Genomic DNA, 20,400 nt, shown 5'->3' with positions numbered 1-20,400 from the left:
GATAGTCATGGGTAACCCTTTTGAGTAATGGCGCATCTATTCCCCCGAGCTGTCGGGTCTGGGGAACTTCATGCGTCATCGCTTCACCTTGTTCGTCTTGCTGTGCCTGGCGTCGGCGTCTGCCGCCGCGGAGGTGAAGATCGATGGTCATATCGATCCCACGGAATGGGCCGGGGCCCAGCACATCACGGATTTCCATGTGACCCAGCCATGGACGGGTACGGCAGCCAGCCAGCCGGTGGAGGCCTGGGTCCTATCCACGCCCAAAGGGCTCGCGGTGGCGGTAAGGGTGACCCAGCCCGCGGGTATTCCCCGTTCGAAGCAACAGGCTCGTCGTGATGAGGATGCCCTCGTCGATCGCATCAATGTCATGGTGGATTTCGACGCGGACGGCCGCGTGGGTTACGACTTCGAGGTGAAGTCACAGGGCGGCATCGCCGACGAAGTAATCACCAACGAGAACGATTTCAGCTACGACTGGGACGGTATCTGGGAACACGCCACGAGCGAGGATGCGGAAGGCTATTCCGTGGAAATCCTCATCCCCTGGTATATCGCGCCGATGCGCAAGGCTTCGGGTGATACGCGCACCATCGGCCTGTACATCGACCGCATCATCGCCGCTACCGGCGAACGCGCTGCATGGCCCACCATCGCCTTCGACCGCGGCCGGTTTCTCTCCAGCTTCCAGAAAATCGACGTGCCGGCGTATTCCCAGTCGCTGTTCGCCGTGACGCCGTACCTGGTGGCGCGTACGGACCGCGCCCACGGCGGCACCTCGTTCCAGGAAGGTGCCGACATCCTGTGGAAGCCTAACGGCCAGACCCAGCTCACCGCCACGATCAACCCGGACTTCGGCCAGGTGGAAAGCGATGACCTGGTGGTGAACTTCTCGCCGCAGGAAACCTTCTTCACCGACAAGCGCCCATTCTTTACCGAAAACCAGGGCATCTTCGATTTCAGCCTGCTCGATGACGACTCACAGCTGGTCTACACCCGGCGCGTGGGCGGTGCATCGGATGACGGCAGCGGCCCGGCGGATATCGCAGCGGCGGTGAAAGTGAACGGCAGCGTGGGTTCGACCAGCTACGGCATCCTCACGGCACAGGAAAAAGGTGACGCGGGTCGTTCGTTCGGCGCGCTTCGGCTGGTGCAGAACCTGGGCACACAGACGCTGGGCCTGCTGGCCACGCATGTCGACCACCCCTACCTGGATCGCGACGCCAACGTGCTCGGCATCGACCATCGCTGGCAGCCGAACGCCTCGTTCACCATCACGAGCAACGTGGTCGGCAGCAAGATCGACCAGCCGCAGGCGAAGAGCTCGGGCCTCGGCGCCACCAGCATCGCCTACTGGGAAATGAACGACCGCTGGAGCCAGCAGTGGCTGGGCATGTACTTCGGCAAGCGCCTGGATATCAACGATTTCGGCTACCTGCCGCGCAACGACATGGAATACCTGCACTGGGAGGTGCGGTATCGCGATACGGCCACCGCAGCGGATTCGGCCTATGCGTCCCATCTGTGGCGGTTCCGCGTCTCCCAGCAGGACAACACCGAGGGACGTCTCATCCGCCGCCGCTTTCGCATCATGCGCGACAGCCAGCGTCGCGACGGTGGCGCGGAATGGTGGCGCCTGGACATGTTCACCGCTGCGTATGACGACCTGCTGACCCGTGGAGGCAACCCGCTGCGCACGCCACCCACGATGCGTCTTCGCTGGCAGCGCGAGCAGCCCCGCGTGGGTCGCTGGAGCTGGACCACGGAGGGCACCCTCTCGGGCAACCAGCTCACGGGTTATCACCGCCTTGGCTACTACTTCAAGTTCACCCCGACGTACTTCATCACCGACGGTTTCAGCGTCTTCGCCGGAGCCAGCTACGAATGGGACCCGAACTGGCTCATCTGGCAGCACGACAACCTGGTAGGCAGTTTCGACGGGCGCACCATCGGCATCGACAGCGGCCTGAACTGGAACTTCGGCAATCGCCACGAGCTGCGGGTGAAGCTGCAGACTCTCGCCGTAGCGGCCCGCCTGCGCCAGGCCTACGAGCTGTCGCCCTCTGGCCGTGCGGTGCCCAGCAACGAAGCGGTGGATAATCTTGGCGTCGCCAACCTGGGCTTCCAGATCCGCTACCGCTACGAAATCGCACCCTTGTCCAACCTCTACATCGTGTACAACCGGGGTGGATATCGTGAAGACACCAAGGACGATCTCGACGGCCAGTTTCGTCAGGGTTTCGGCCTGAAGGACGTGAACGAAGGCCTGGTGAAGATCGCCTACCGCATGGAGTTCTGAAGCGCCCTCGGCACCCCCTTCACATGACGCATGGCATTCGTAGGCTCATCGTCCCCACGGCGGAGAGCCGCGTGTCGAAACGCGAAAATCCCATGCCCGGCCGGCAGATCGGCGAACACGGCATTGTCGGTAACCTCGATACCGCGGCCCTGGTCGCAAGCGATGGCTGCATCGATTACCTGTGCTGGCCCCACCTGGATAGCCCGACGATCTTCGCGGCATTGCTCGATCCGGACACCGGTGGCGAATTCTCGGTAGAACCCTCGCTCGATAACCCACGCCGCATGCAGTTGTATGTGCCGGAGACCAATATCCTGATCACCCGCTGGATGGCGGAAGAGGGCAGCGTCGAGCTGACGGATTTCATGCCACATCCCGAAGCGGCCGCACGCGTACCCAGAAGTCTCGTGCGCCGCATCCGCGTGCTTCGCGGCAAGGTGGACCTGCATGTGCGTTGCCGTCCACGGCTGGACTATGCGCGCCTCGTGCCCGAGGTCGAAGCATATGGGGAGACGGTGGTCTTCCATGCGGGCAAGCAATCGGTTCGCCTGGGGGCCAGCGTGCCACTGCGGATCGGGCAGGGCGACGCCGAGGCGCGGTTCTCGCTGGAAGCCGGACACGACGCCTGGTTCGTGCTTTGCGACGAGGCATTCGATCCACTGGATAGCGGGGAATGCCTGGCGTTGCAGGAAGCCACGGCGGACGCGTGGCGGCGCTGGATGCGTCGTTCGTCGTACAAGGGACGCTGGCGCGAGCGGGTGGATCGTTCGGCCCTCGTGCTGAAGCTGCTCACCTCCCATCGCCATGGTTCCATCGCGGCGGCGGCCACGTTCGGGCTTCCCGAGGCGACGGGCGCGGAGCGCAACTGGGACTATCGTGCCACCTGGATTCGCGACGCGTCGTTCACCGTCTATGCCTTCATGCGTTTGGGATACGTGGAGGAAGCCGAGCATTTCCGCCGCTGGGCCGAAGACCGCGTGATGGCGCTGGGCAAGCACTCGGCGCTGCACATCATGTATGCGCTCGATGGCGGGGAAGCGAAGCAGGAATCCACACTGGATCATCTCGCGGGCTACGCGCATTCGAAGCCCGTACGCGTGGGCAATGCCGCACGCACCCAGACCCAGCTCGATATCTTCGGCGAGCTGATGGACAGCATCTACCTCTCCAACAAGTACGGCACGGCGATCAGCCACGAAAGCTGGCGACATGTGCGGCGCATGGTGGATCACGTGTCGCGGCACTGGGGCGACGCTGACGAAGGTATCTGGGAAATCCGCGACAAGCCACGACATTTCCTGCACTCAAGGCTCATGTGCTGGGTGGCGCTGGATCGCACGGTACGGCTCGCCGGCAAGCGCTCGTTACCCGGGCCGGTGGTGGAATGGGCGGCCGAGCGCGATCGTATCGCCGAGGATATCTGGGCGAACTTCCGTCATCCGGAGCACGGTTACTTCGTGCAGACCCGCGGTGGTACCGACCTGGATGCGGCCTTGCTGATGATGCCGCTGGTGCGGTTCGTTTCGGCCACCGATCCGGTATGGCTTGCCACACTGGACGCCATCCGTGAGCAGCTCACCGACGATGGCCTGGTATTCCGTTACCGCAATGCGGATGGCCTGGAAGGCGGGGAGGGTGCGTTCACCACCTGCACCTTCTGGTACGTGGAATGCCTGGCGCGGGCGGGGCGCCTTCACGAAGCGCGCGAGATCATGGCGCGCGGGGTGCTGTACTCGAATCATCTTGGCCTGTTTTCCGAGGAACTGAGCCATCGCGGCGAGCCGCTGGGCAACTTCCCACAAGCGCTGACCCACCTGGCCTTCATCAGCGCCGCGTACTACCTCGACCGCCAGCTCTCCCACCCGGAAGGCCAGATCTGGCAACCCTGACAGGCCACCCTGTAGGAGCGCGCCTTGCGCGCGACAGCTTTTCGAAAAGCGTTCAATAAAGCTGTCGCGCGCGAGGCGCGCTCCTACAGGGGGCTTGGCTATACCAGCGAGAGGTCGCGGGGGCGGGCGCCGGGGAAGACCTTGGCGAGGTCGGCTTGCGAGAGGCCGTACATGCGTTGCATGAGGCCACCCAGAACATCGCGGTAGTTGTTGAGCACGGGGTAGTCGCGGTTCTGCAGCAGGTTGGCGGCGTTTACCGCTACCTGCTGGCCGGCGATGCGGCCGCCGTGGACCTTTCCGCCCAGCACCCAGTAGGTGGTGCCATGGCCGTGGTCAGTGCCCTTGTTGCCGTTTTCGCGGAAGGTGCGGCCGAACTCGGACACCACCACGACCACGGTGTTGTTCCATTCGGTATCACCCAGTCCGTCGGCGAATGCGGCCAGGCCCTGGCCCAGGTTGTCGAGGTTGCTGGCGAGCTGGCCTTCGGCACCGCCCTGGTTCACGTGGGTATCCCAGCCACCCACGTCGACGAAACCCAGGCGGAAACGGTCGCGCATCAGGGTTGCCATGCGCTGGCCCTGCTGCGCGAAACCGCGCGCGTTCACCGCGCCGCGGCTGGCGGCGACCATTTCGTTCTGGAGATCCATGGCCACCTGCTGGCGCAGTTGCAGGCCTTCCGTGGCGGCCGCATGCAACGGCGTGCCCGTATACATGTCGGCGAGAATCTTCGACTGGCGGTCGTCGAACACCGCCTTGCCGCCGTTTTTCAGCGAGACATTGGGCACGTCGCTGGCCCCACGGAACGACAGCGGGAGCGCATCGGTGAAAGCGATGGGCGTGGAGCCGCGAAGGACATCGGCAAGCCGTCCCATGAATCCCGATGCATAACTGCGCGCATCGCCCGTTTCGCCGGATTCGATGTTGTCCTGGGTTTCGAAGTGGCTGCGTGACAGATCGTCGGTGCCGGCGAAGGGTACGAAGGCGAGCTGGCGCTTGTCCCATAGCGGTCCCATCGATCCGGTCAGCACGGGCGCCATGCCCCAGTTGGCATCCAGGGCGCGTACGGACTTCGGATTGGCGGGGTCTGGCCTGGCCAGCGCGATGCTGGGCCGCGATTCGTAGTAGAAATCGCTCGAATACGGCACCAGCAGGTTGTTCGAATCGTAGCCGCCGCGCAGGAACACAAGCAGGAAGCGTGGGGTGTTCGCCGGTGCGGCGAACACCTTGCCGCCAAGGGTGAGGGCAGGGACGGTGGCGGCGAGCGTCAGGAGGAACTGGCGGCGGTCCATGGCGAACCTCAGCGGTTGTTGAATTCGGGGGAGGAGAGCAGGAATGTGTTCCATTCCTGCTGCGAGGTGGCCTGCGAAAGCGCATCACGCGTCTTTGGGCCGAGATAGGGATCGATGACGGCGTAATACGTGGGCGTGGTGAGCTGCGGGAAACCGCCGCGCTGGCGCTTGCCTTCTTCGTCCAGGTCGAACAGGTGGTTCGCACCACTGCCGATGGCGCGCGCGATCTCAAAGCGCTTCGCCAGCTGCCCCGAACTGGACCATTCTGCATCGGCAACGGGCCAGCCATCGGGTGTGATGCGTCCGAAGGGGGCCTGGCCGAGCTGGTTGATCCAGTTCACCAGCGGGCGGGGATTCGGCACGGGTTTGCCGTCGTAGGCCAGGCGCATCGTGGACACGAGGAACTGCGTCGGGTCCTTGTAGCGCTGGCCCAGCGAGGCGGTGAATTCCTTCGAGGTGAGCATGGTTTTCATCACCTCGGCGATATCGCCGTCGCTGCGCCGGAAGGTCTTCGCCATGGCCTTGATGAGCGAGGGCGGCGGATTATCGGAAACGAAATACTTTGCCAGCTTGGTCGAGATGAAGTTCGCGCAGGCCGGCTGGCTGACGATGAGATCGACGGCCTTCTCCACCTCGTCGAAGCCGCCACCGGAGATGTTCTTGCCCAGCAACACCTGGTCACCGAAATCGTGCCGGTTCGGGTTGAACTCGAACACGCCTTCCTGCACGTAGTAGCGCTGCATGTCAGGACGGAACTTGCGCGGCTGCCCGTCGAAATTCACGCCCACGCCGGTGAGGATATGCGCGAGGCTTTGCACGTCGGCCTGCGTGTAACCGCTGTTGACGCCCAGCGTATGCAGCTCCATCAGCTCGCGGGCGTAGTTCTCGTTGATCTTGTCGCGGGCGTTCTGTGCGTTGTCGAGGTACTCCAGCATCGCCGGGCTTTTCAGCGTGGCCATCACCAGGTCGCGGAACTTGCCCAGTGCATGCGGCCGGATGGTGTTCTGTGCGTAGTCGGCAACGAGCCAGCGCACGCGGCCCTTGTCCTTGAACACGCTGAAGTGATTCATCCAGAACCAGACAAGCTGCTCGCGCAGCTGGTTTTCGTCGTAGATGGCATGCAGCAGTTCGGCGGACTGGGCTTCCTGTGCGTAATCGTTGCCTTGTTTCTGCAAGGCCTTGCGTGCTTCCTGCTTGGCATCGCCGTCGGGCATCTGGTTGATGTCGCGATACTGGTCGCGCATCTGCGCCATCATCGTGGCGGGTGGCGTCTTCATCACGTCGAAGCCGGCGATCTGCTGGGCGACCTCGGCGGGCAGGGCGTCGTCACGCGGATGCAACTGGTGATCCAGGAAGCGGCGCCTGCCCAGGTCGCGGAAGCTGGCGACGGTGGCCGTATCGATACCAAAGGTCACCCGGTCGAGCCAGGCGGCGTCCTCCTTCGACAGGGGTTCGTCCGCAGCGATCGCGGGCAGGGGAAGCAGGGCGATCAGTAGGGCGGCGGCGAGCGGGCGCATGGGACCTCCGTTGAAGGCGCGTCACTACCTTAAACGGAGTCAGGGGCCGCTGTTTTACTTCCGGCTGACCGCCGGAACTTGCGAATGCAAACACCTGTAGGAGCGCGCCTCGCGCGCGACCGGGAGGCGGTATGGCATATCCGGTCGCGCGCGAGGCGCGCTCCTACAGGGAGAGGGTTAGTTCTGGAATTCGTCTTCGTCGACGAATTCGATCGTTGCCTCGCGCGAGCCGGCGGCTTCCTCGGCGATTTCACGCACGCGCTCCAGGCGATTCTTTGGCGCCTCCACTTCCACCGTATAGGCGCGCGAACTCATGTCGTCCGACAGGTTCTGCGAACTGGAATCGTCGCGGAAGTCGCTCATGAAATCGTCGATCTCCTCGACACGCTCCACGTTGTCGATACCGTGGATGGCGTTGACCACGTCGTCGAAGATGTCACGGTCACCGGTAATGCGCAGGCGGATGAGGGGCATGGGGGTCTCCTTGCATCGATACCGCACGATGCTGCGACCGGACATGTATGCCCGAGGTGTAGGCCCCGCTAACATGGGCGTTTTCCAAGGGCGGCACGACATGTCCAAGACCTACGACCAGGCCTATTTCGACAAGTGGTACCGCAGCACGGAGCATGCCGTGCGCTCACCGGCCGAATTGCGCCGCAAGGTGGCGATGGTGGTGGGGCAGGCCGAGTTCTACCTGGGCCATCCGGTGCGCAACGTGCTCGATATCGGCTGCGGCGAGGCACCCTGGCGTGCCGAGCTGCGCCGCCTGCGCCCCGGCATCGCCTACCGGGGCCTGGAGGCCAGCGAATACGCCGTGGCCCGCTACGGGCGCAGCCGCAACATCGGTTACGCCCGTTTCGGCCAGCTCGCCGAACTGCGTTTCGATACCCGGTTCGACCTGATCGTGTGCACCGACGTGCTGCATTACCTGAAACCGGCCGAGATCCGCGCCGGGCTCACCGGCATCGGCGAGATGCTGGAAGGCGTGGCCTTTCTTGAGGCGTATACCCGTGAAGACGACCCCGGCGGCGATCGGGAGGGCTTCCATGCGCGTCCGGCGAAGTTCTATCGCGCCGCGTTCTCGGAGGTGGGCCTGCTGCCAGTGGGCTCGCAGTGCTACGCCGGCCCGCGGCTGGCCCGGCAGGTGGCGGCACTGGAAACCTTCTAGCGGATGAACCAGCCGACCGTGGCCAGCGAGTTGTTCACCGCATGCACCACGAAAGCCGGCCAGATCGAACGGCTGCGCACTCGCAGCCAGGCGCAGAAGACACCCACCAGGACCAGATTGGGCACGGCGTACCAGAGCCAGGCGAGGTCGGGCAGGTGTACAAGGCCGAATATGAGTGATGAAAGCGCGATGGCCCAGCCATCGCCCAGCCGTGTTCTCAACGCAGAGAGCAGGGCACCCCGGAACAGCACCTCCTCCACCAGGGGCCCCACGAGCACCACGACGGGCAGTAGCGCGATACGCATGCCCAGGTGTGCCTTCCCGGCGATATCGGCCACCGACTGGGTGACCTCGTGGTTGCCGGCGAGAAACTGGGTGAGCAGGCCCCCGAGCAGAGGCGCGGCCAGCCCCAGGATGGTGGCCGTGGCGATGTGCCTGCCCTGGGGGTGGGTGAAGCCCAGGCCGCCGGCACCTCCCTCGGCGCGCGCCGCGCCCCACCGTCGCATGAGGAAGGCCACCGTGATGGTGGCCGCACAGCACAGGGTGAGCATCACCACCACGATGATCCGGTCCGGATAGGCCGGCACGCCGTCGGGGAAGGCCCTGGTAAGCAGCTGGGAAATCATGCCGAAGATGCCGCCGAAGCCGAACTGCAGTACGAAGTAGGCGAGGATGCAGGCCAGGGTTTCCGGCAACCCGGGTGTACGCGCAGGCATCGGGCGGGAGAGGTCGCTGGTGGGGGCGTCGAGGGGCACGGTATCGTGAGGCATGCGGCACCGTAGCCGACCGCGCATCGGGCTTGCAATGGCGCTTGTGGCACAGACCGTCACGCAGGCCCTGTATAGTGTTTCGTCCCTTCTGGAGGAAAACGGGCGCCGACGCGCCGACCCATGTTCGCATTCGACTGGCTAGCCGACCCATCCGCCTGGGCGGGACTCCTCACGCTGATCGTGCTGGAGATCGTCCTCGGTATCGACAACCTCGTCTTCGTCGCGATCCTCGCCGACAAGCTCCCCGCCCGCCAGCGCGACCACGCGCGCCTCGTGGGCCTCGGCCTCGCGCTGCTCATGCGCCTGGGCCTGCTGGCCGCCATGTCCTGGCTGGTCACCCTCACCAAGCCGCTGTTCGACTGGAACGGCTTCGACATGTCCTGGCGCGACGTGATCCTCGTGATCGGCGGCGCCTTCCTGTTGTTCAAGGCCACGCTGGAACTGCACGAGCGGCTTGAGGCCAGTGACGATCACGAGGGCAAGGGCGCCCGCAAGGGCAGCTTCTGGCTCACGGTGATGCAGATCGTGATCCTCGATGCGGTGTTCTCGCTCGACTCCGTGATCACCGCCGTGGGCATGGTCGATCACCTGTCGATCATGATGATCGGCGTCGTGATCGCCATGGGCCTCATGATCACGGCCAGCAAGCCGCTCACCAGCTTCGTCAACGCGCGGCCCACCGTGGTCATCCTGTGCCTGTCGTTCCTGCTGATGATCGGCTTCAGCCTCATTGCCGAAGGCTTCGGGTTCCATATTCCCAAGGGCTATCTCTACGCCGCGATTGGCTTCTCGATCATGATCGAGGCCTTCAACCAGACCATGCGCCGCAATCGCCGCCGCTCGCTGCTGGTGGGTGGCCGCCTCATGCGCGACCGCACGGCCAAGGCCGTGCTGCGCCTCCTGGGTGGCACGCCGGATGACGAAGGCGAGAGCAACGGCAAGGCCAGCACGCCGGCCGAGTCCACCGAGATGGCCGTGTTCGGCAAGGACGAACTGGAAATGGTGCAGGGCGTACTCGACCTGTCACAGCGCCATGTGCGCTCCATCATGACCCCTCGTACCGAAATCGTCTGGATCGATCCGTCCGACGATATCGGCAACCTGCTCGAAGAAGCCCGCGAATCGCCCCATCACTGGATGCTGGTGGCCGACGGCGACCTGGACGACCTAGTGGGCCTGGTGTCCTCCCGCGACCTGCTCGCCAGCCTCAGCGACCACGGCCGCCTGCACGAGACGGTGGTGCGCAAGCCCATCACGGTGCTGGAGTCCCTGAGCGTGCTGCGCCTCATCGACGAGTTCCGCCGGGCACCGTTGCAGGTGGCGCTGGTGGTGGATGAATACGGCAGCATCCTCGGCCTGGTCACCCCGGCCGACGTACTGGAAACCATCGCAGGCGAATTCCCCGACGAGAATCACGATGGCGACCCGTCAGCGGTGAGCGAAGCGGACGGCGCCTGGCTACTGGATGCGAGCCTCGACGCTCGCCGCGCGGAACACCTGCTGGGCCGTCGCCTGCCGGGCGCGGCCGAAGGCAACTTCTCCACGCTGGCCGGCTTCGTCCTTCAGCGACTCGGCCGCCTGCCGGGCGTGGGCGATCGTTTCGAGACCGACAACCTCTCGTTCGAGGTCACGGCGATGGACGGTGCACGCATCCAGCGCGTACGCGTGCTGGCGCTGCCTTCGGACGAAGATTGAGGTCGGGCACCGGCTTCCATTTGCCCCCCTTCCTCGCGATAACCGGTCGCGCGCAGGCGCGCTCCTACAGGGCAGCTGCATGTAGGAGCGCGCCTTGCGCGCGACCGATCAGGGCGATGCGTTGCCTGCTACGCAACACCCCAACGGAATACGCCTACTCGCCCTGCGCCCCATCATCGGCCTGCGCCGCATTGGCCGAATTGTTTTCCATGATCGCCATGCCGATCCCGCCGGCAGCCATCAGCATCAGCGCGCCCCAGGCCACCATGGAAACGAGATACCCCGGCCCGCGACGGGTCGCATCGCGCAGATAGGCCAGGGCATACCACAGGCGCCCGGCCAGCCAGATCATGCCCGCGATACCCGCCCACAGCGGATCCACATACTGCGCGGCCAGCCATAGCGCCGGAATGAACATCACGGCGTTCTCCAGCGTATTCATCTGCACGCGCCAGGCCCGCTCGAACTGCGGGTCGCCCGAGATGGACGGCGCCTTGATGCCATAGCGTTCACGCGCCCGGCCTACGATAAACACCGTGTAGAACATCAACAGCAGGGTCAGAAGGGTGACGACGGCGGGGAGCTGGCTGGTCATGAAACGATCCGGGGTACGACAACAACCGCGAAGTTTAGCGGTAACCGGTCGTGCGATCATGCCGACAGCGTCTCGCGACGCGCCGAAGGGAGGGAAACACCATGCTCTGGCAGAAAGGCCGTAGAAGCGACAATGTGGAAGACGCGGGCCAGGGCGGGGGCGGGGGACCCTCGTTCGGCGGCCGCGGGCTCGGTATCGGGGGCATCATCATCCTGGCCATCCTTGGCGCGGTCTTCTTCAAAGACCCCACCGCCCTGCTGGGTGACGCCGGCCCGGGCGCCGCCGCATCACCCCAGGCACACGCCAGCCAGCCGGCTGCCGCCAACGACCCACAGGTAGACTTCGTCCGCGCCATCCTCGGCGAAACCGAAGACACCTGGGGCGAGATCTTCTCCGCCAACGGCCAGCGCTACGAGCAGCCTAAGCTGGTGCTGTTCCGGGGCGCCGTCCGCACCGCCTGCGGGTCGGCCTCGTCGGCCGTGGGCCCTTTCTATTGCCCCGGCGACCGCAAGGTCTACCTCGACCTGGGCTTCTTCCAGGAAATGCAGCGCCGATTCAACGAATCGGGCGATTTCGCCCGCGCCTACGTGATCGCCCACGAAGTGGGCCACCACGTGCAGAACCTCGTTGGCGTCTTCGACAAGGTCAACGATGCCCGCCGCCGTGGAGCCCGGATGGAAGGCGCCAACGGCCTGTCCGTTCGCCAGGAACTGCAGGCCGATTGCTTCGCAGGTGTCTGGGCCAATCATTCCCAGCAACGCCAGCACTGGCTTCAGTCCGGCGACATCGAATCGGCATTGCATGCGGCCACGGCGATCGGCGACGATGCGCTGCAAGAGCAGGCGCAGCACCGCGTGGTGCCGGATTCATTCACCCACGGCACCTCCGCACAGCGCGTGCGCTGGTTCAGGACCGGCTTCGATACCGGCGACATCGGCAAGTGCAACACCTTCTCAGGTTCGATCTGATCGTATGACCCACCCCTGCTTGCGCTGCGGCGCTTGCTGCGCGACCTTCCGCGTCGCCTTCCATTGGATGGAAACCGACGAGGCCGGCGGCATCACCCCGGCCTCGCTCACCGAGCACCTCGACCCGCACAGGGTCAATATGCACGGCACCAACCAGAAGGAACCGCGCTGCCGCTCGCTCGTCGGCGAGGTCGGCGTGGCCGCGCATTGCGGCATCTACGAGGTGAGGCCGTCGCCGTGCCACGACCTGAAGCCCGCCTGGGAGGATGGGGCGCCGAGTCCTCAGTGCGACAAGGCCCGTGTGCGGCATGGGATGGAGCCGTTGACGCCGGCGGATTTTCTTCCGCTGGTGTGAAGAGGTTCGTCCCGTACGCAGCGTGTTGTAGGAGCGCGCCTTGCGCGCGACCGGCTGAACGGGAACGATGATGGATCGCGCCATGAACGGTCGCGCGCAGGCGCGCTCCTACAGGGCTGCGGTAGCCCAAAGGTTTCTCCCACGACGACCGTGGGATGGGCCGCCCCCGTCGCCTCGTCCGCCCATTCGCCGAGCGCGAGGGCGATAGGCAAGCCCTGCCTACGAAGCGAACCCCTAAAGAAAAAGCCCGGCTCAGTGGCCGGGCTTTTTCATGACTCAGTAATCGCGCTTGCGACGCGGGGGCTTGCCGCCACCGCTGCCGCCCGGGCGACCGCCCTGGGGGCGGAAGTTGCCACGCGGACGCGGGGCACCGCCGCCGCTGTTGCCGCTCTGTGGCTGTTCGGTGCCGTCCCATTCCTTGATGTGCAGCTGCTGCTGGGCGACCCACACCTTCTTCAGGTGGGTGAAGGTCTCCACCGGCATGCCATCGGGCAGGTCGATCAGGCTGTAATCGTCGCGGATGCTGACGCGGCCGATGAACTTGGCATCGACGCCGCCTTCGTTGGCGATGGCGCCCACGATGTTGCCCGGCTTCACGCCGTGCTCGTGGCCCACTTCGATGCGGTAGGTCTTCTTGCCGGTTTCCGTGACGTGGGGACGCGGCTGGCGCATGCCCTCGCGCACTGGGCGACGGTCGGCGAAATCGCCGTTGTCGCGCGGGCCACGGTGGTCGCGCTCGCGATCGTATTCACGCGGCGGACGCTCGGTGTACTCGCGCTTGGCCGGCGGTTCGAGCAGCAGCGGCTGGTCGCCCTGGGCGATCTTCGCCAGCGCGGCGGCGATCTCGATCGCCGGCACGTTGTGCTCCTGCTCGTACTTCTCGACCAGCTGCTGGAAGAGGCCGAGGTCGCCGGTGGCCAGCGTGTCGGTGATCTTCTGGTTGAACTTGTTGACGCGCGTGTCGTTCACCGCCTCGATGGTGGGCAGCTGCATCTGCTCGATCGGCTGGCGCGTGGCGCGCTCGATCTGGCGCAGCAGGTTGCGCTCGCGCGGGGTGACGAACAGGATCGCCTCGCCGTTGCGGCCCGCGCGACCGGTGCGGCCGATGCGGTGCACATACGACTCGGTGTCGTGCGGGATGTCGTAGTTGAGCACGTGGCTGATGCGGTCCACGTCGAGGCCGCGTGCGGCAACGTCGGTGGCGATCAGGATGTCGAGCTTGCCGTTCTTCAGCTGCTCGATCACGCGTTCACGCTGGGCCTGGGCCATGTCGCCATTGATGGCGGCGGCGGCGAAGCCACGCGCCTGCAGCTTGCTGGCGAGTTCTTCGGTGGCCTGCTTGGTGCGTGCGAACACGATCATCGCGTCGAAGCTTTCGGCTTCGAGGATGCGGGTGAGGGCGTCGAGCTTGTGCACGCCGCTGACCCACCAGTAACGCTGGCGGATGTTCGCCGCGGTGGTGGTCTTGTTCTTGATCGTGACTTCGACCGGGTTGTTCAGGTAGGTCTGCGCGATGCGGCGGATGGGCGCCGGCATGGTCGCGGAGAACAGGGCCACCTGACGGCCTTCCGGCGTGGCCTGGAGCAGCTTCTCGACGTCGTCGATGAAGCCCATGCGCAGCATTTCGTCGGCTTCGTCGAGCACGATGAAGCGCAGCGCCGAGAGATCGAGCGTGCCCTTGTCGAGGTGGTCGATCACACGGCCCGGCGTGCCGACGATGATCTGGGCACCGCGCTTGAGGCCCTGCAGCTGCGGACCGTAGCTCTGGCCGCCGTAGATCGGCAGCACCTGGAAGCCCGGCATGTAGGTGGCGTACTTCTGGAACGCCTCGGCGACCTGGATGGCCAGCTCACGGGTGGGCGCGAGGACCAGGGCCTGGGGCTTGCCCGGCTTGAGGTCGATGCGCGACAGCACCGGGAGGGCGAACGCGGCGGTCTTGCCGGTGCCGGTCTGGGCCTGTCCGATCACGTCGCGGCCGTCGAGCAGCGGCGGAATGGTGGCGGCCTGGATGGGGGAGGGTGTCTCGTAGCCGACTTCGGTCAGGGCGCGGACGACTTTCTCGTCGAGCGCAAGCGCGCTGAAACCGGGCAGGGCCGGAGCGTTGTCTGTATCGGGGGATGTCATGGCGACCTCAGGGGGGGCGCGGCGGCGACCTTCGGCGCCGGGCAGTAATGGCATTGTAGCAGTGAAGCGGATGTTACGCCTTGGTTTTCGAACGTTTTCATGAACACGGTTAGACTTCCCGGTCAGCTTCGGAAGGGATGGCAGGCATGACCAAGATCGAGACGGTCTCCACGCAGCGCTGCTTCGGCGGCACGCAGGGCTTTTATACCCATGCATCGGAGGCCTGTGGCGGCCCCATGCGCTTTGCGGCGTACCTGCCGCCAGCGGCCGGGAAAGGGCCGGTACCGGTGCTCTGGTACCTCGCAGGCCTGACCTGTACGGCAGAGACCTTCACCATCAAGGCGGGCGCCCAGCGCCTGGCGTCGGAGCTGGGTATCGCCCTGGTGATGCCGGATACGAGCCCCCGCGAGACCGGCATCGCCGGCGCCACCGGCGACTGGGAGTTCGGCGAGGGCGCGAGTTTCTACCTCGACGCCACCGAAGCCCCGTGGGCCGACCGTTTTCGCATGTACAGCTACGTGGTGGACGAGCTGCCCCGCGTGGTGGCCGACCACTTCCCGCTGGACATGGGTCGGCAGGGCATCTTCGGCCATTCCATGGGAGGCCATGGCGCGCTGACCATCGCCCTGCGCAACCCCGGCCGCTTCCGCTCGGTGTCCGCCTTCGCGCCCATCGTGGCACCGGCGAAGGTGCCCTGGGGCGAGAAGGCCTTTGCGCGCTATCTCGGTGAGGATCGCAAGGCCTGGAAGCGCTACGACGCTACGGCGCTGGTCAAGGAGGGCGCCCGTTTCGACGGCACGATCCTCATCGACCAGGGCGAGGCGGACAGCTTCCTGCTGAACCAGCTGCAGCCGCAGCGCTTCGAGGCCGCGTGCGAAGACGCGGGCCAGAAGCTTGAGCTGCGCATGCATGCGGGTTACGACCACAGTTATTACTTCATCCAGAGTTTTGTCGAAGATCATCTGCGTCACCATGCGGCAGCGCTGGCGCGATGAGCGAACCGGTACGGATACGCACCCAGCGTACGATCGTGCGATTGCTCGATATCGATGAGGCGGAGCTGCTGCAACGGTATCGCGTGGAAAATCGCGAGCACCTGGCGCCATGGGAACCGTGGCGCACCGAATCGCATTACACGCTGGACGGCGCACGCCTGGCCATCGAGGCCGGGCTGGAAGCCGCACGTGGCGATCGCGGTTATCCCTTCGTCGTGCTCTCGCCCGACAGCAGCGAGATGATCGCCAGCCTCACCTTCGGCAACGTCGTGCGCGGGGTGTTCCAGGCCTGTCATCTCGGCTATGGCATCGCGCACCGTCACGAAGGCCAGGGCCTGATGTACGAGGCCCTTGATGCTGCGATCCGCTATGCATTCGGGCCACTCGATTTCCATCGGGTGATGGCCAACTACATCCCGCGCAACGATCGCAGCGCCCGCCTTCTCGAACGCCTGGGCTTCGAGAAGGAGGGCTACGCCAGGCGTTACCTCAAGATCGACGGTTTGTGGGAGGACCACGTCCTCACCGCGAAGATCCGTTCCGAGGGTTAGGCCTTGTTCGGCGTGGCGGCAGGACCGCCACGACGCTTGCGGCGATGGTTGCGGTTGGCCGTGCCGTCACCGGCGGCGGCCGGGGCGCCATGGCCGTGCGGACGATGCGCGGGACGACCGCCCTGCGCATTACCGCCACCGCCACCCTGACGGCTGCCGCCGCCGCTGCCCTGGCGATTGCCACCGCTGCCTTCGCGCGGTGCGCGCTGCTGCGGCTGGCGCTGCTGCTGCTTCGGACGCGGGGCACCTGCGTCGAGACGCAGCGGCGAGCTGGGCTCGTAACCGGCGATGTTGACCATTTCGAGGTCGGTCTTCAGCAGGCGACGGATGTCGCGCAGCAGGCCGGATTCCTCGTGGCTGACCAGCGAGATCGCCTCGCCCTGCGAACCGGCGCGGCCGGTGCGGCCGATGCGGTGCACGTAGTCTTCGGCCACCATGGGCAGGTCGAAGTTGATCACGACCGGGAGCTGGTCGATGTCGATACCGCGCGCGGCGATGTCGGTGGCCACCAGCACCGTGATGCGGCCGGTCTTGAAGTCGGACAGCGCGCGGGTGCGGGCGTTCTGGCTCTTGTTGCCGTGGATGGCCGCGGCGCGCACGCCGGACACTTCCAGGAAGCGCACGAGCTTGTCGGCGCCGTGCTTGGTGCGGCTGAACACGAGGGTCTGCCGGCGGCTGTCCTGGGCGAGCAGGTGCAGCAGCAGGTCGCGCTTGTTGGCGGCATCCACCGGATGCACGCGATGCGTGATCGTGGTGGCCACGGTGTTGGCCGGCGTGGTGGACACTTCACGCGGATCACGCATGAACTGCTGCGCCAGCGCCTTGATCTCCGGCGCGAAGGTGGCCGAGAACAGCAGGGTCTGCCGCTTCGGCGGCACGGCCGCGAGGATGCGCTTCAGTGCGGGCAGGAAGCCCATGTCGAGCATGCGGTCGGCTTCGTCGAGGATCAGCACCTCGACCTTCGACAGGTCGACCGAGCGCTGCTGCATGTGGTCGATGAGGCGGCCCGGTGTGGCGACGACGATGTCGACACCGCGACGCAGGGCGTGCAGCTGGTTGCCCATGCCCACGCCACCGAAGATGACGGTGCTGGAGATGCGCAGGTGCTTGCCGTAATCGCGCAGGTTGTCCTGCACCTGGGCGGCGAGCTCGCGGGTGGGGGTGAGGATCAGCGCCGTGATGGGGCGACGGCCTTCACGCAGCGGCTGGCCTGCCAGCTTGTGCAACAGGGGCAGGGAGAATGCGGCGGTCTTGCCGGTGCCGGTCTGGGCGGCGGCCATGAGATCGCGGCCGGCCAGCACCTCGGGGATCGCGGCGGCCTGGATGGGGGTGGGCTTTGCGTAACCGGCTTCGGAAAGGGCGCGCAGCAACGCGGGCGCAAGGCCCAGCGACTCGAAGGACATGGATGACTCCTGAGTGACCCGAGCGTTCCCTGGAACCGCGCTGCGAGTTATGAATTCGGCGGCCGCGCAGCGGAATCGCTGGGCTGGCCGGTGTCGCGTGCGCTGGTCGGGGGTGGGGGAACGGGGCGGGCTATAAGCCCGGCCTCAAGCTCCGCAAGGGAGTCGATAGCGGCGGCACGACAGACGGATCTTAACATATTGCGTCGCACAAAGGGGGCTGCCCCCACAGATGCCCCAAAACCCCTGTAGGAGCGCGCCTTGCGCGCGACCGGTATAGCGAAAGCCATGGTGATTTTCGCGATGACCGGTCGCGCGCAAGGCGCGCTCCTACACGGGCTGGCGGGAGGCGGTGAGCAGCCAGCTGTTGTAGGGAGTGCGGCCGTAGAGCGGCTGGAACGAGACCGTAATGCCTTCAGGCTCCAGCGCCTCGCGGATTTCGTCTTCCTGGGGAAAATGCTGCGCACCGCCGGGAATCCAGCCCACGGCCTTGATGAAGCGCTCTTCCCACACGGTGGCGCGAAAACGCCAGGAATCGTCGGCGAGCACCGTGCGCAGGATCAGCACCCCGTCGCCGGCAAGGTGATCCACGGCATAGCGGAGCAGGTCCGGTTGGCGTTCGCGGGGCAGGTAGTGGAGCACGTCGAGCAGGGCAACATGTCCTCTTACGGGCTGCGGCGACGTGGCATCGCTTTCGCGCAGGGTCAGGCTGTCGCCCAGTTCGGCTTCCTCGGCAGCGGCCTGGCCACGGGCGATCTTCGTGCCGTCGTGATCCAGCCCCAGATAGCCGTCCAGCACATCGCAGGCATGCAGGTAGTGACCCAGGATGCCCAGGCCGCAGCCGATGTCGAGCAGCGGCATGCGGCGCCCGGCAATGGCGCGCGCGGTGGCGGCATAAACCGGGTCGCTGGCGAGCTTGCCGCGGATGTAATAGCGGTCGGCAGGTCGGGCGAAACGTGACGCGATCAGTCGTCGCGTCCGGCTGTCTGGGAGCATGGCTCGTCCTTGATGGAGGGTCGGGCGCGATTGGCGCCCGACCGGAACGACATCAGCGTTGCGGCGAAGTGCTCTTGTGGACGTAGGCGTCGTATTCCGCCTTGTCGACGCGACCGTCGTGGTTCTGGTCGGCTTCGTTGAAGTGTGCGCGCAGCGGCTTCAGTGCGTCGATATCCTTGGGCACGTCGCCGCGCGTGATGAAGCCCTTGCCGCTCTTGTCGAGATCGGAGAAAGGCGGCGCACCATTATCTGAGCCAGATCCCGGAACGGCCTGGCTGGCACTGGGCGAAGCGCGAGGGACAGGGGCACCGCTGGCGCCTATCTGTTGCGCGCTGGCGGTACCGGCGAAGAAGACAGCGATCAGGGCGATGGAACCGATGGAGCGGACAGGCTGCATGTAAGTTCTCCCTTGGTCTTGGAAGCTCCCCGAGTGTAGCGGGAGCGTGTCGTCGCTTCGTGGATGAAGCGTGGGCGGCGGCGGTGCTGTGCTAGCCTCGGCGCCGCCGCCAGTTTGAGGAAAATCTGATGCCTTTGCCCGCCGCGCTGCGAGAACTCGATTCCACGCAGCGGCACACCGTGATCGCCGCCTTCCTCGGCTGGACGCTCGATGCCTTCGACTACTTCCTGCTGACCTTCGTCATCCTGGCGGTGGCGCACGAATTCCAGGTACCTCGCGAGGAGGTGACCTACGGCCTGTTTCTCACCCTGGCCGCGCGCCCCATCGGCGCCCTGATCTTCGGCCGGCTGGCCGATCGCTACGGTCGCCGCCCGGTGCTGATGTTCGACATCGTGCTCTTCTCGATACTGGAAGTGGCCTGTGCCTTCGCGCCGTCGCTGGCCGTGCTGCTGGGCCTGCGTTTCGTGTTCGGCATCGCGATGGGCGGCGAGTGGGGCATCGGTGCCTCGCTGGCGATGGAGTCCATTCCCGCGCGTTCGCGTGGCTTCGTTTCCGGACTGCTCCAGAGCGGCTACCCCTGCGGTTTCTTTCTCGCGGCCCTGGTGAACTGGCTGCTGGTGGATCACATCGGCTGGCGTGGCCTGTTCATCGTGGGCGCGGTGCCGGCGCTGCTGGTGCTCTATATCCGCCGCAAGGTGCCGGAATCGCCGGTGTGGGAAGAGCGTCGCTCGCAGGTGCGCGAGAGCGTGTTCGTCTCCATGCGCGGGCACTGGAAGCTTTTCATCTACCTGATGCTGCTGATGGCGGCGTTCAACATGTTCAGCCACGGCTCGCAGGACATGTATCCCACCTTCGTGCAGGAAAGCCTGCATATCCCTGCGGGTTCTTCGCAGGCCTTCCTGCTCACGGCACTGCTCAACCTGGGTGCGCTGGTTGGTGGCCTGAGCTTCGGCTCGCTGTCCGAGCGCATTGGTCGCCGGCGCACCATCATCATCGCGGCCCTGCTGGCGATCCCGGTGATTCCCCTGTGGACCTATGGCGGCTCGCTGCTTCTGCTGGGCCTGGGTGCCTTCCTGATCCAGGTGATGGTGCAGGGGGCCTGGGGCGTGGTGCCTACCCACCTGAACGAACTGTCCCCCGATGCCGTGCGCGGCACTCTGCCGGGCTTTGCCTACCAGATGGGCAACCTGCTGGCGGCCATCACGGCCACGGCGCAGACCTGGCTGGCGGACCTGCGCGGCGGCGATTTCGCCTTCGCCATGTCGGTGTGGATTGCCGCCGTGGCGATCCTGCTGGCCCTGCTGACCTGGCTGGGGCCCGAGGCCCGGGGCGTAGGTTTCGGGAAGAATCGCTGAGGCGACGTGACGGCGACCCGGGCGGCCGCTAAAA

The 20,400-nt window shown here is 65.6% G+C and carries 18 protein-coding genes; 9 read left to right on the top strand and 9 right to left on the bottom strand.

Annotation, left to right across the window (positions count from 1 at the left end; all coding sequences use genetic code 11):
- Positions 1-70: 70 nt before the first annotated feature.
- On the top strand, positions 71-2,299 hold the full coding sequence (locus tag HBF25_RS05720; RefSeq protein WP_166947003.1) for a DUF5916 domain-containing protein: 2,229 nt from the start codon (positions 71-73) through the stop codon (positions 2,297-2,299).
- 71 nt (positions 2,300-2,370) lie between these two features.
- Positions 2,371-4,188 (top strand): glycoside hydrolase family 15 protein, encoded by a 1,818-nt coding sequence (locus HBF25_RS05715; protein WP_208392444.1) that lies wholly within the window; start codon positions 2,371-2,373, stop codon positions 4,186-4,188.
- Positions 4,189-4,286: 98 nt separating this feature from the next.
- On the opposite strand, the gene HBF25_RS05710 is transcribed toward HBF25_RS05715, so the two are convergent.
- From HBF25_RS05710 to HBF25_RS05700, 3 genes are all read right to left on the bottom strand, one after another.
- A complete protein-coding gene (locus HBF25_RS05710; RefSeq protein ID WP_166947001.1) occupies positions 4,287-5,477 on the bottom strand; it encodes a DUF1501 domain-containing protein in 1,191 nt (396 codons plus the stop codon).
- Between the two features lie 8 nt (positions 5,478-5,485).
- Positions 5,486-6,994, bottom strand: coding sequence for a DUF1800 domain-containing protein (locus HBF25_RS05705; protein ID WP_166947000.1), 1,509 nt, complete (start codon positions 6,992-6,994; stop codon positions 5,486-5,488).
- A gap of 177 nt (positions 6,995-7,171) precedes the next feature.
- A complete protein-coding gene (locus HBF25_RS05700; RefSeq protein ID WP_208392443.1) occupies positions 7,172-7,468 on the bottom strand; it encodes a hypothetical protein in 297 nt (98 codons plus the stop codon).
- Between the two features lie 100 nt (positions 7,469-7,568).
- On the opposite strand from HBF25_RS05700, the gene HBF25_RS05695 reads away from it, so the two are divergent.
- Complete coding sequence (locus HBF25_RS05695) at positions 7,569-8,165, top strand: class I SAM-dependent DNA methyltransferase (RefSeq protein ID WP_166946999.1); 597 nt, start codon at positions 7,569-7,571, stop codon at positions 8,163-8,165.
- On the opposite strand, the gene HBF25_RS05690 is transcribed toward HBF25_RS05695, so the two are convergent.
- On the bottom strand, positions 8,162-8,935 hold the full coding sequence (locus HBF25_RS05690) for a CPBP family intramembrane glutamic endopeptidase (protein ID WP_166946998.1): 774 nt from the start codon (positions 8,933-8,935) through the stop codon (positions 8,162-8,164). The two genes, HBF25_RS05695 and HBF25_RS05690, sit on opposite strands and share 4 nt — an antisense overlap.
- Before the next feature lie 120 nt (positions 8,936-9,055).
- Here HBF25_RS05690 and HBF25_RS05685 point away from each other — a divergent pair, with 120 nt between their 5' ends.
- Positions 9,056-10,630, top strand: coding sequence for a TerC family protein (locus HBF25_RS05685; protein WP_166946997.1), 1,575 nt, complete (start codon positions 9,056-9,058; stop codon positions 10,628-10,630).
- 154 nt (positions 10,631-10,784) lie between these two features.
- On the opposite strand, the gene HBF25_RS05680 is transcribed toward HBF25_RS05685, so the two are convergent.
- Positions 10,785-11,225, bottom strand: coding sequence for an MAPEG family protein (locus HBF25_RS05680; protein ID WP_166946996.1), 441 nt, complete (start codon positions 11,223-11,225; stop codon positions 10,785-10,787).
- 101 nt (positions 11,226-11,326) lie between these two features.
- Here HBF25_RS05680 and ypfJ point away from each other — a divergent pair, with 101 nt between their 5' ends.
- Positions 11,327-12,193: a KPN_02809 family neutral zinc metallopeptidase gene (gene ypfJ / locus HBF25_RS05675; RefSeq protein WP_166946995.1), complete on the top strand. Its 867-nt coding sequence runs from the start codon at positions 11,327-11,329 to the stop codon at positions 12,191-12,193.
- 4 nt (positions 12,194-12,197) lie between these two features.
- Positions 12,198-12,548 carry a YkgJ family cysteine cluster protein gene (locus tag HBF25_RS05670; protein WP_166946994.1) on the top strand — a complete coding sequence of 117 codons (351 nt, stop codon included), beginning with the start codon at positions 12,198-12,200 and terminating at the stop codon, positions 12,546-12,548.
- 276 nt (positions 12,549-12,824) lie between these two features.
- On the opposite strand, the gene HBF25_RS05665 is transcribed toward HBF25_RS05670, so the two are convergent.
- Positions 12,825-14,672 (bottom strand): DEAD/DEAH box helicase, encoded by a 1,848-nt coding sequence (locus HBF25_RS05665; RefSeq protein WP_166946993.1) that lies wholly within the window; start codon positions 14,670-14,672, stop codon positions 12,825-12,827.
- Between the two features lie 146 nt (positions 14,673-14,818).
- On the opposite strand from HBF25_RS05665, the gene fghA reads away from it, so the two are divergent.
- Both fghA and rimJ read left to right on the top strand, forming a co-directional pair.
- Positions 14,819-15,667, top strand: coding sequence for an S-formylglutathione hydrolase (fghA, locus tag HBF25_RS05660; RefSeq protein ID WP_166946992.1), 849 nt, complete (start codon positions 14,819-14,821; stop codon positions 15,665-15,667).
- Positions 15,664-16,218, top strand: coding sequence for a ribosomal protein S5-alanine N-acetyltransferase (gene rimJ, locus HBF25_RS05655; protein WP_166946991.1), 555 nt, complete (start codon positions 15,664-15,666; stop codon positions 16,216-16,218). The genes fghA and rimJ overlap by 4 nt, the downstream gene beginning before the upstream one ends.
- On the opposite strand, the gene HBF25_RS05650 is transcribed toward rimJ, so the two are convergent.
- From HBF25_RS05650 to HBF25_RS05640, 3 genes are all read right to left on the bottom strand, one after another.
- Positions 16,215-17,621 carry a DEAD/DEAH box helicase gene (locus tag HBF25_RS05650; protein ID WP_166946990.1) on the bottom strand — a complete coding sequence of 469 codons (1,407 nt, stop codon included), beginning with the start codon at positions 17,619-17,621 and terminating at the stop codon, positions 16,215-16,217. The genes rimJ and HBF25_RS05650 overlap by 4 nt on opposite strands.
- 327 nt (positions 17,622-17,948) lie before the next feature.
- On the bottom strand, positions 17,949-18,614 hold the full coding sequence (locus tag HBF25_RS05645) for an SAM-dependent methyltransferase (RefSeq protein ID WP_166946989.1): 666 nt from the start codon (positions 18,612-18,614) through the stop codon (positions 17,949-17,951).
- 52 nt (positions 18,615-18,666) lie between these two features.
- On the bottom strand, positions 18,667-19,011 hold the full coding sequence (locus HBF25_RS05640) for an EF-hand domain-containing protein (protein WP_166946988.1): 345 nt from the start codon (positions 19,009-19,011) through the stop codon (positions 18,667-18,669).
- 128 nt (positions 19,012-19,139) lie between these two features.
- Between HBF25_RS05640 and HBF25_RS05635 the strand changes: the two genes are divergently transcribed.
- Positions 19,140-20,366, top strand: a complete 1,227-nt coding sequence (locus HBF25_RS05635) for an MFS transporter (protein ID WP_166946987.1) — start codon at positions 19,140-19,142, stop codon at positions 20,364-20,366.
- The last annotated feature ends 34 nt before the right edge of the window (positions 20,367-20,400 follow it).

Source organism: Luteibacter anthropi, from assembly GCF_011759365.1.
GTDB lineage: Bacteria > Pseudomonadota > Gammaproteobacteria > Xanthomonadales > Rhodanobacteraceae > Luteibacter > Luteibacter anthropi.
This window is presented reverse-complemented; position numbering and strand designations above follow the sequence as displayed.

Bases quoted from the DNA above. Each gene is read 5' to 3' on its own strand.
- HBF25_RS05645 (WP_166946989.1), bottom strand. From the start codon at position 18,614: ATGCTCCCAGACAGCCGGACGCGACGACTGATCGCGTCACGTTTCGCC.
- HBF25_RS05685 (WP_166946997.1), top strand. From the start codon at position 9,056: ATGTTCGCATTCGACTGGCTAGCCGACCCATCCGCCTGGGCGGGACTC.
- HBF25_RS05695 (WP_166946999.1), top strand. From the start codon at position 7,569: ATGTCCAAGACCTACGACCAGGCCTATTTCGACAAGTGGTACCGCAGC.
- ypfJ (WP_166946995.1), top strand. From the start codon at position 11,327: ATGCTCTGGCAGAAAGGCCGTAGAAGCGACAATGTGGAAGACGCGGGC.
- HBF25_RS05665 (WP_166946993.1), bottom strand. From the start codon at position 14,672: ATGACATCCCCCGATACAGACAACGCTCCGGCCCTGCCCGGTTTCAGC.
- HBF25_RS05670 (WP_166946994.1), top strand. From the start codon at position 12,198: ATGACCCACCCCTGCTTGCGCTGCGGCGCTTGCTGCGCGACCTTCCGC.
- HBF25_RS05690 (WP_166946998.1), bottom strand. From the start codon at position 8,935: ATGCCTCACGATACCGTGCCCCTCGACGCCCCCACCAGCGACCTCTCC.
- HBF25_RS05640 (WP_166946988.1), bottom strand. From the start codon at position 19,011: ATGCAGCCTGTCCGCTCCATCGGTTCCATCGCCCTGATCGCTGTCTTC.
- HBF25_RS05700 (WP_208392443.1), bottom strand. From the start codon at position 7,468: ATGCCCCTCATCCGCCTGCGCATTACCGGTGACCGTGACATCTTCGAC.
- HBF25_RS05705 (WP_166947000.1), bottom strand. From the start codon at position 6,994: ATGCGCCCGCTCGCCGCCGCCCTACTGATCGCCCTGCTTCCCCTGCCC.
- HBF25_RS05710 (WP_166947001.1), bottom strand. From the start codon at position 5,477: ATGGACCGCCGCCAGTTCCTCCTGACGCTCGCCGCCACCGTCCCTGCC.
- HBF25_RS05650 (WP_166946990.1), bottom strand. From the start codon at position 17,621: ATGTCCTTCGAGTCGCTGGGCCTTGCGCCCGCGTTGCTGCGCGCCCTT.
- rimJ (WP_166946991.1), top strand. From the start codon at position 15,664: ATGAGCGAACCGGTACGGATACGCACCCAGCGTACGATCGTGCGATTG.
- HBF25_RS05680 (WP_166946996.1), bottom strand. From the start codon at position 11,225: ATGACCAGCCAGCTCCCCGCCGTCGTCACCCTTCTGACCCTGCTGTTG.
- fghA (WP_166946992.1), top strand. From the start codon at position 14,819: ATGACCAAGATCGAGACGGTCTCCACGCAGCGCTGCTTCGGCGGCACG.
- HBF25_RS05720 (WP_166947003.1), top strand. From the start codon at position 71: ATGCGTCATCGCTTCACCTTGTTCGTCTTGCTGTGCCTGGCGTCGGCG.
- HBF25_RS05635 (WP_166946987.1), top strand. From the start codon at position 19,140: ATGCCTTTGCCCGCCGCGCTGCGAGAACTCGATTCCACGCAGCGGCAC.